The organism is Hydrogenophaga sp., assembly GCF_028698005.1.
In the GTDB taxonomy this organism is placed as follows: domain Bacteria; phylum Pseudomonadota; class Gammaproteobacteria; order Burkholderiales; family Burkholderiaceae_C; genus Hydrogenophaga.
In genome coordinates this window covers 1-8,721 of sequence record NZ_JAQVEJ010000125.1, presented here as the reverse complement: position 1 = coordinate 8,721, position 8,721 = coordinate 1, and the positions used below count along the sequence as shown (strand labels likewise).

The window sequence follows — 8,721 nt, the reverse complement described above, 5'->3', positions numbered from 1 at the left end:
GTCGTGTTCGTGCCTTACCTGGGTGTGCGCCTGCTCAAGGTCAAGCCGCATGTGGGCGCGGCGCACGAGGTGTTCGACGGTCCGCTCTACGGCCGCTTCCGCCGTGTCGTGGACTGGTGCGTGAAGCACCGCTGGCTTACCATCGGCGCGACCATCCTGACCTTCGTGCTGGGCCTGGCCGGCATGACGAAGGTGCAGCAGCAGTTTTTCCCCGACTCCGTGCGGCCCGAGATCCTGGTGGACATCTGGCTGCCCGAAGGCTCGAGCATGGAGGCCAATGGCGAGGTCACCCGCCGCATCGAGCGGCGCATCGCCGCAGAGCCGGGCGTCACGAGCGTGAGCACCTGGATCGGCTCGGGCGTGCCACGCTTTTATCTGCCCCTGGACCAGATCTTTCCCCAGACCAACGTGTCGCAGCTGATCGTGTTGCCGCAGGATCTGGCAACGCGCGAGCGTCTGCGTCTGGCATTGCCGGCGATGCTGGCCACCGAGTTCCCGGAGGTGCGCACGCGTGCCAAGCTGCTGCCCAATGGCCCGCCGGTGGCGTATCCGGTGCAGTTCCGCGTCATGGGGGCCGACCCGGCCACGTTGCGCCAGTTGGCCGACGAGGTCAAGCAGGTCATGATGGACAGCCCCAACACGCGTGGCGTGAACGACAACTGGAACGAGTCGGTCAAGGTCGTGCGGCTGGACGTGGACCAGGACAAGGCACGCGCCCTGGGCGTGTCCAGCCAGGCCATTGCCCAGGCGGCGCGCACCAGCCTCAGCGGCATGACGATCGGTCAGTACCGCGAGGGCGACAAGCTCATCGACATCGTGCTGCGCCAGCCCAAGGAAGAGCGCGACGCGATCAGTGACCTGGCCAACGCCTATGTGCCGACCGCCGCCGGCCGCGTGATTCCGCTGCTGCAGATCGCCAAGCCCCGTTTCGACTGGGAGCCCGGCGTGATGTGGCGCGAGAACCGCGACTACACCATCACGGTGCAAAGCGACGTGCGCGAAGGCCTGCAGGGTGCCACCGTGACGGCCGAGCTGCAGCCGCGGATGCGCGAGCTGGCCGCCGGCTGGCAGGCCAGGGGTCTGTCGAACTACCGCATCGAGACGGCGGGCGCCGTCGAGGAGAGCAGCAAGGGCTCCTCGTCCATCGTCGCTGGTCTGCCCGTGATGCTGTTCATCGTCTTCACGCTGCTGATGCTGCAGCTGCAAAGCTTCAGCCGCGCCATGCTGGTGTTCCTGACGGGCCCGCTGGGCGTGGCAGGGGTGGCCGCCGCGTTGCTGCTGTCAGGCCGGCCGTTCGGCTTCGTGGCGCTGCTGGGCGTGGTGGCACTCATGGGCATGATCCAGCGCAACTCGGTCATCCTGATCGACCAGATCGAGCAGGACCGCGCCCGGGGTGTGCCCGCGTGGGATGCGGTCGTCGAATCGGCGGTGCGCCGCATGCGCCCGATCGCCCTGACCGCGGCCGCTGCCGTGCTGGCCATGATCCCGCTGTCGCGCAGCGAGTTCTGGGGCCCGATGGCCGTGGCCATCATGGGCGGGCTGGTCGTGGCCACCGTGCTGACCCTGCTGGCACTGCCCGCCATGTACGCGGCCTGGTTCCGGGTGAAGAAGGAACCGGTTGCCGCTTGAAGGGGACGCACCCACGCTCAGCGCGCCATCAGGTCATCGCTGGCCGGGGTGCGTTCGCGCAGCCGTGCCGCGGCCACCGATGACCGCCCCGTCACACGAAAAAGCGTGAACAATGGCGCCCATGCGCCTGCGCCACATCGAAGTCTTCAACGCCGTGATGCTCACCGGCAGCGTCAGCGCTGCCGCGCGCATGATCAACGTGACCCAGCCGGCGGTCAGCCGCACCCTGCAGCATGCCGAGCTGCAGCTCGGGTTCCCGTTGTTCCAGCGCGTGGGCGGTCGCCTGCGGCCGACGGTCGAGGCGCAGACGCTGTATCCGCACGTGGAGCGGCTGTTTGCCCAGCTGGACGAGGTCCAGCGCCTCTCGGCCAATCTGCGTGCCGGCCGCAGCCAGAACGAGTTGCGCGTGCTGACGGTGCTGGCGCTGAGCTACGAGGTGATGCCGCGGGCCATCCGGCTGTTCCGCCAGCGCCATGCTTCGCTCATCGTGCACCACCAGGCGCTGCATTCGCACCAGATCGTGTCCTCGCTGGTGCTGCAGGAAGCGGACGTGGGCTACGCCTTCAACGCCGTGCCGCACCCGGCGCTGACCCAGGAGCTGCTGGGCAGCCGGCATGTGATGTGCGTGGTCCCCCGGGGCATGCTGCCCGAGCGGGTGACACGCACGGGCCAGGTCACGCTGGAGCAGTTGTCCGACTTGCCGGTGATCGCGCTCGACGGGCAGGACCCGCTGGGCATGCTGCTGGCCAACGCCTTGCGCGACAACGGCGCGGGGCTCAACGTCGTGATGACGGTGCAGACCTACCACGTGGCGCTGTCGCTCGCGCACCATGGCGAGGGTGTGGCGCTCGTCGAATCGTGCACCGCGGCATCGGCCGACCGCAGCAAGGTGGACGTGCTGCGGCTGGAGCCCGCGATCGGCGTGCCCGTGCACGTGCTGCGGCCCAGCGCGCGACCGAACTCGCAGACCATCCGCTTCTTCACCCGCTGCATCCAGCAGGCCCTGATCGACATCGGCGTCAAGCCGGCTGCCTGAGCGCCCGGGCCACGCGCTCGGCGCTGCCCATGGCGAGTGTGAATCCGAGCGCCCCGTGGCCCGTGTTGAGCAGGAGGTTGACGGGCGCCCCCGGCGTTCGGCCCAGCAGCGGCAAACCGGTCGGCGTGGCCGGGCGCAGCCCGCTCCAGGGCTCGGGGTCCAAAGCATCGCCGATGTGCGGGAATACGTTGCGCGTGGTGCTCAGCAGCGCGTCGATGCGGTCTCGGTGCACGCGCCGGTCTTCGCCCACCAGCTCCACCATGCCCGCCACGCGCAGCCGCTTGCCCAGGCGGGCGAACACCACCTTGCGGGCGATGTCGGTCACGCTCATGCGCGGCGCCGCATTGGCGGCCCCGTCCACGGGCAGGGTGATGCTGTAACCCTTGAGCGGATAGACCGGCACGTCCAGGCCGAGCTGACGGCCCAGGGGAGCCGAGGCCGTACCCGCGGCCAGCACGAAGGCGTCCGCGGCGAGATCGCCCGTGGTGGTGCGGACGGCCACCACGCGGTCGCCGTTGCGCACCCAGCCGGTAACCTCGCATCCCAGCTCGAAGCGCACACCGGCGGCCACCAGGCGTTGATGCAGTCCTTCGCAGACCTTCAGACAGTCGGCTGCGCACTCGCTGGGCGTGTGGATACCGCCGGCTATCCGCATCGCGTACTCGGCCAGTGCAGGTTCCACGGCCACGCACTGTGCCGGTGTGAGCGCCGTCTGCGGCTGACCGCCGAGGCGTGCCTGCAGATCGAGCTGGCGGCGGGCCGCGTCGAACGAGGCCAAATCCGGATACAGAACGAGCTTGCCGGTGGCCGAGAAATCGGCATCGATGCCGGTCTGTGACAGCATGGCCTCGAAGGCAGTCCGGCTCTCGGCGGCCAGCGTCAGCAGCTTCGCGGTCGTGTCGCGGGACACATCGTCACGGCATGCGGCCAGAAAACGCAGGCCCCATGACCACTGGTACGGATCCGGACGCGGCCGGAATTTCAGCGGCGAGTCGCTGCTCAGCAGCAGCTTGGGCAATTGCCGCCAGATCGATGGATCGGCCAGCGGCTGGACGTACGAGTAGCTGAGCTGGGCGCCGTTGCCGCCGCTGGCGCCACCCCCGGGCTGCCCACGGTCGACCACGGTCACCTGCCAGCCGTCGCGGTGCAGGCACCAGGCCATGCCCAGGCCGATGATGCCGGCGCCCACGACGACCACGTGTCCGGGTGAAAGAGGTGGTGGTTTGGCCATGGCGGGGACTGTAGTGCGTGCCCACCCTGGATGGACATGCCAATCGAGCCAGCGCACATAACCGGAATTTATGGCATCGCCTCAAAAAAGCATCACAGCGCCGGTGTGTGACTGCCTAGACTGCCCATCTAACGTTTCCCTTGTCCAGCACTCCAGAGATCGCGCCATGCAACCGGACACCCGCGTCTTTCATCGCCAGCTGCTCAAGCGCCCGCCCGTGGCGGTGCGGGGGCAGGGCATTCACCTGTTCGACGAGCAGGGCAAGCGCTACATCGACGCATCGGGGGGCGCTGCCGTCTCGTGTCTGGGCCACGGGCACCCCGACGTGGTGGCGGCCATGCACCGGCAGATCGACCAGTTGGCCTACGCGCACACGAGCTTTTTCACCACCGGGGTGGCCGAGCAGCTGGCCGACCAGTTGATCCGCACGGCTCCTGCAGGCATGAGCCACGCCTACTTCGTCAGCGGTGGCTCCGAGGCCGTGGAGGCGGCGCTGAAGATGGCGCGGCAGTACTTCGTCGAAACCGGGCAGCCGCAGCGCCAGCACTTCATCGCGCGGCGCCAGAGCTACCACGGCAACACGCTGGGGGCTCTCGCCGTGGGCGGCAACGAGTGGCGGCGTCAGCAGTTCCGGCCCTTGCTCATCGACGTGACGCATGTTTCTCCCTGCTATGCCTACCGCGACCAGCGTCCGGATGAGACCCCCGAGCAGTATGGCCAGCGGCTGGTGCGCGAGCTGCAGGAGACCATCGAGCGGCTCGGTCCACAGAACGTCATGGCCTTCGTGGCCGAAACCGTCGGCGGAGCCACCGCCGGCGTGCTCACGCCGGTGCCAGGCTATTTCAAGGGCGTGCGCGAACTGTGCGATCGCCATGGCATCCTGCTCATCCTCGACGAGGTGATGTGCGGCATGGGCCGCACCGGCACGCTGCACGCCTGTGAGCAGGAGGGTGTGGTGCCGGATCTCATGACCATCGCCAAGGGACTGGGCGGGGGCTATCAGCCCATCGGCGCTGTGCTGGCACAGTCGCGCATCGTGGACGCCATGCGCGAGGGCAGCGGCATGTTCCAGCACGGGCACACCTATCTGGGGCATGCGGTGGCCTGTGCCGCCGCGCTGGCGGTGCAGCAGGTGATCGAACGCGACGGTCTGCTGGCCCGAGCACGAGCGCTGGGTCTGCACCTGCACGGTCGTCTGGATGCAGTGCTCGGACAGCATCCCCACATTGGCGACATCCGTGGCCGGGGCCTGTTCTGGGGGCTGGAGCTGGTGGCCGACCGGGCCACGCGGCAGTGGTTCGATCCGTCGCTCAAGCTTCATGCGCGCATCAAGGCAGAAGCCATGGCGCGCGGCCTCATGGTCTATCCCATGGGCGGTACCGTCGATGGCCATGCGGGCGACCATGTGCTGCTGGCGCCGCCGTTCATCTCGTCCGAAGCCGACATCGACGAGATCGTTGGGCTGCTCGGCGCTGCGATCGACGCAGCCATCGCGGGAGCGCTGGCGTGAGGCAGGGGGGTGGTTCTACCCATATGCCGAATGGGCGTTGCGGAGTAGTCTAGGGCTCCGATGGCCGCGAGGCACCAGAACGAAGAGGCAAATCGGGCATTGGATGTGCTTGCAGCCCCTACCGGAGGCCGGCAGGCAACGGTGGGGTGACCGGCCCCGTGGTTCAACTCATCAGACGATTCACCGAGGAGAGACAATGAAAAACGTGCTTTCGATGGCCGCAGTGGCCCTGGCCCTGTCGGCACCACTGGGAACCGCACAGGCCCAGCAGAAGTTCGTCACCATTGGCACCGGCGGTGTCACGGGCGTGTACTACGCCGCCGGTGGCGCCATCTGCCGCCTGGTGAACAAGGACCGCGCGCAGCATGGCATCCGCTGCTCGGTCGAATCCACGGGCGGTTCGGTCTTCAACATCAACACGATCAAGGCTGGCGAGTTGGACATGGGTGTGGCCCAGTCCGACGTCCAGTTCAACGCGGTCAAGGGTGAAGGCCAGTTCAAGGACGCCGGCGCCTTCCGCGACCTGCGCTCGGTGTTCTCGTTGCACCCCGAGCCCTTTACCGTGGTCGCGCGCAAAGAGGCCGGCATCACCAAGTTCGAGGACTTCAAGGGCAAGCGTTTCAACGTGGGCAACCCGGGCTCGGGAACGCTGGCCTCGTCCACGCAACTGGTCAACGCCCTGGGCTGGAAGATGTCCGACTTCAGCCTGGCTTCCGAGCTGAAGGCGGATGAGCATGGCCCGGCCCTGTGCGACGGCAAGATCGACGGCTTCTTCTATGCCGTCGGCCACCCGTCGGCCAACATCCAGGATCCGACCACGAGCTGTGGTGCCAAGCTGGTGCCGCTGACGGGCCCCGTCGTGGACAAGCTGGTGGCCGATCACCCGTACTTCGCGAAGGTGACCATTCCGGCCGGCATGTACCCGAACAACCCGCAGGCCACCGACACCTATGGCGTGCTGGCCACGTTCGTGAGTTCGTCCAAGGTGCCGGCCGACACCATCTACCAGGTCGTCAAGGCCGTGTTCGACAACTTCGAGGACTTCAAGCGTCTGCACCCCGCGTTCGCCCACCTCAAGCCCGAGAGCATGGTCAAGGATGGCCTGAGCGCCCCCCTGCACGAAGGTGCGCTGCGTTTCTACAAGGAAAAGGGCTGGGTGAAATAAGCCCTTGAAGGCCTGTTGAGCGGAGGCGGGTGGACTGCGAAGGCCGCCCGCCTTCTTTGCTTGGAAGGTACAGGACGCCGACCCGGCGCACGTGACAGTGCGTGACGGTGGGCAGGAGGCGTGCAGATGAGCGACATCGAAAAAGCATCACCGGACCTGCAGGCATTCGTCGCCGAGGTGGATACGGGCGGCCGCAATGCCAAGGGGGTGGGCGGCCTGGTCATCGCGCTGGGGGCGCTGGGGTGGGCGCTGTTCCAGCTCTGGTACGCCTCGCCGGTGCCCTTTGCGCTGGGTTTCGGCATCTTCAATGACACCGAAGCCCGTGCCATCCATCTGGGCATGGCCATGTTCCTGGCCTTCCTGGCCTTCCCGTACGGCCGCCATTCGCCGCGCCAGCGCATTCCCGTGGCGGACTGGGTGCTGGCGCTGGTGGCCGGCTTTGCGGGGGCCTACCTCATGCTGTTCTACCGCGAGCTGGCCACCCGGCCGGGCCAGCCCGTCATGATGGACGTGGTCACGGCCTGCGTGGGCATCGTGCTGCTGCTGGAGACGACGCGTCGCGCGGTGGGCCTGCCCATGACGATCCTGGGGCTGGTGTTCCTGGCCTATGTTTTCCTGGGCCCCTACCTGCCGGATGTGATCGCGCACAAGGGCGCGTCGCTGCACCGCATGGTGTCGCACATGTGGCTGACCACCGAGGGCGTCTACGGTGTGGCGCTGGGCGTCTCGGTCGCCTTCATCTTCATCTTCGTGCTGTTCGGCGCGCTGCTGGACCGCGCCGGTGGCGGCAATTACATGATGCAGGTCTCGTTCGCCCTGCTGGGCCACATGCGCGGCGGCCCGGCCAAGGTGGCGGTGGTGTCCTCGGCCCTCAACGGCCTGATTTCCGGCTCGTCGGTGTCCAATGTGGTCACCGGCGGCATCTTCACCATCCCCCTGATGAAGAAGGCCGGTTATGGCGGCATCAAGGCCGGCGCGATCGAAACGGCCTCATCGATCAACGGCCAGATCATGCCGCCGGTAATGGGCGCCGCGGCCTTCCTGATGGTGGAGTACGTCGGCATCCCCTATGTGGAGATCATCAAGCACGCGCTGCTGCCGGCCGTGATCTCCTATGTGGCGCTGTTCTACATCGTCCACCTGGAAGCCCTCAAGCTGGGCATCAGGCCGATGGCGCAGGCTGCCGTGCGCACGGCGCGCGAGCGCTGGATCGCCCGGGCGCTGGGGGTCTCGGGCACCTTCATCGTCATTGGCGCGGTGTACTGGATCGCGATCGGTACGCGCACGCTGCTGGGCGGCGCCGCGCCGTACGTGCTCATGGCGTTGTTGTTCGGCGCCTACGTGTGGCTGGTGCGCGTGGCGGCGCGCAGCCCCGACCTGCCGCAGGACATCGACATCAACAACCCGGTGCTGCCGCCGGCCTGGCCCACCGTGCGCGCGGGCCTGTTCTACCTCATCCCCATCGGCGTGCTCATCTGGTGCCTGGGCGTGGACGAGCTGTCACCGGCGCTCTCGGCGTTCTGGGCCACGATCACGATGGTGGCGCTCATGCTCACGCAGCGGCCTCTGCTGTCCTTCTTTCGTGGTCACGGCATGCCGGGCTCGGCATGGGCCGAGGGTGTCTCGGAGGTCTACAAGGGCTTTGTCGATGGCAGCCGCAACATGATCGGCATCGGCATTGCCACCGCAACGGCCGGCATCGTGGTGGGCGGCATCACGCTCACGGGGCTGGGCTTTCGCATGACCGATTTCGTCGAGCTGGTCTCGCAGGGCAACGTGATCCTGATGCTGCTGTTCACGGCCTTCGTCTGCCTGGTGCTGGGCCTGGGCGTGCCGACCACCGCCAACTACGTGCTCATGGCCTCGCTGATGGCGCCGGTCATCGTCGAGCTGGGTGCGCAGTCGGGGCTGGTGATTCCGCTGATCGCCGTGCACCTGTTCGTTTTCTACTACGGCATCATGGCCGACATCACGCCGCCGGCGGGTCTGGCCACCTTCGCGGCGGCCGCCATTTCCAAGGAAGACCCGATCAAGACCGGGGTGCAGGGGTCCCTCTATGCGCTGCGCACGGTGGTGCTGCCCTTCGTCTTCATCTTCAATCCGGCGCTGCTCATGATCGACGTGCACGGGTGGTGGGAGGTTCTGCTGGT

Annotated in this window: 6 protein-coding genes; 5 read left to right on the top strand and 1 reads right to left on the bottom strand. The window is 67.4% G+C overall.

Annotation, left to right across the window (positions count from 1 at the left end):
• Both PHQ87_RS11975 and PHQ87_RS11970 read left to right on the top strand, forming a co-directional pair.
• On the top strand, positions 1-1,629 hold a 1,629-nt coding region (locus PHQ87_RS11975; RefSeq protein WP_300234509.1), incomplete at its 5' end, for an efflux RND transporter permease subunit.
• 121 nt (positions 1,630-1,750) lie between these two features.
• Positions 1,751-2,665: a LysR substrate-binding domain-containing protein gene (locus tag PHQ87_RS11970; protein WP_300234507.1), complete on the top strand. Its 915-nt coding sequence runs from the start codon at positions 1,751-1,753 to the stop codon at positions 2,663-2,665.
• On the opposite strand, the gene PHQ87_RS11965 is transcribed toward PHQ87_RS11970, so the two are convergent.
• Positions 2,649-3,896, bottom strand: a complete 1,248-nt coding sequence (locus PHQ87_RS11965; RefSeq protein ID WP_300234504.1) for a D-amino acid dehydrogenase — start codon at positions 3,894-3,896, stop codon at positions 2,649-2,651. The two genes, PHQ87_RS11970 and PHQ87_RS11965, sit on opposite strands and share 17 nt — an antisense overlap.
• Before the next feature lie 166 nt (positions 3,897-4,062).
• On the opposite strand from PHQ87_RS11965, the gene PHQ87_RS11960 reads away from it, so the two are divergent.
• From PHQ87_RS11960 to PHQ87_RS11950, 3 genes are all read left to right on the top strand, one after another.
• Positions 4,063-5,406: an aspartate aminotransferase family protein gene (locus tag PHQ87_RS11960; protein WP_300234501.1), complete on the top strand. Its 1,344-nt coding sequence runs from the start codon at positions 4,063-4,065 to the stop codon at positions 5,404-5,406.
• Positions 5,407-5,602: 196 nt separating this feature from the next.
• On the top strand, positions 5,603-6,571 hold the full coding sequence (locus PHQ87_RS11955) for a TAXI family TRAP transporter solute-binding subunit (RefSeq protein WP_300234498.1): 969 nt from the start codon (positions 5,603-5,605) through the stop codon (positions 6,569-6,571).
• A gap of 126 nt (positions 6,572-6,697) precedes the next feature.
• A partial coding sequence (locus PHQ87_RS11950) for a TRAP transporter permease (protein WP_300234495.1) occupies positions 6,698-8,721 on the top strand: 2,024 nt, incomplete at its 3' end.